Annotated in this window: 1 protein-coding gene; it reads right to left on the reverse strand. The window is 55.7% G+C overall.

What is annotated here, in order from left to right; all coding sequences use genetic code 11:
- A partial coding sequence (psbD, locus tag A8707_RS26225) for a photosystem II D2 protein (photosystem q(a) protein) (RefSeq protein WP_231948489.1) occupies positions 1-1,031 on the reverse strand: 1,031 nt, incomplete at both ends.

The raw sequence follows: 1,031 nt of genomic DNA on the forward strand, positions 1-1,031 counted from the left end.
AGAACCTCTTCAGGGAATACAAATTTTTCGTGAGGCTGGTCTTGAGAAGCCATCCAAGCGCGGATGCCCTCATTTAGCAAGATGTTCTTGGTGTAGAACGTTTCAAACTCTGGGTCTTCAGCCGCTCGCAGTTCCTGAGAGACGAAATCGTACGCCCGCAGGTTCAGCGCTAGACCGACGATGCCCACCGATGCCATCCATAGCCCCGTCACCGGGACGAACAGCATAAAGAAGTGCAGCCACCGCTTGTTGGAAAACGCAATCCCGAAGATCTGAGACCAGAATCGGTTTGCCGTCACCATCGAGTAGGTTTCTTCACTCTGAGTCGGGTTGAACGCCCGAAAAGTGTTGGCGTTTTCACCGTCTTCAAACAGGGTGTTCTCCACCGTTGCCCCGTGAATGGCACAGAGCAGCGCACCGCCCAAGATGCCCGCCACGCCCATCATGTGGAAGGGGTTGAGGGTGAAGTTGTGAAAGCCTTGAATGAACAGAATAAACCGGAAGATCGCCGCTACGCCAAAGCTTGGCGCAAAGAACCAGCTTGACTGACCCAGGGGGTACATCAAAAAGACCGACACAAACACCGCGATCGGACCTGTAAAGGCGATGGCGTTGTAGGGACGGATGCCGACGAGTCGAGCAATCTCAAGCTGACGCAGGCAAAAGCCAATTAGACCAAAAGCACCGTGCAAAGCGACAAATGCCCAGAGACCGCCGATTTGGAACCAGCGAGTCAGGTCGCCTTGAGCTTCAGGTCCCCAGAGCAGCAAGAGGGAGTGCCCCATGCTGTCGGCGGGAGTGGAGACGGCGACGGTGAGGAAGTTAGCTCCTTCGAGGTAGGAGGTGGCTAAACCGTGGGTGTACCAGGAGGTGACGAAGGTGGTGCCAGTCATCCAGCCGCCCACTGCCATAAAAGCGCAGGGGAACAGCAGAAGCCCAGACCAGCCGATAAAGACGAAGCGATCGCGTTTCAACCAGTCATCGAGAGCGTCAAATACGCCTCTCGTGGGTTGAGCGCGTCCAACTGCAAT

Source organism: Phormidesmis priestleyi BC1401, from assembly GCF_001650195.1.
Lineage (GTDB): Bacteria > Cyanobacteriota > Cyanobacteriia > Leptolyngbyales > Leptolyngbyaceae > Phormidesmis_A > Phormidesmis_A priestleyi_B.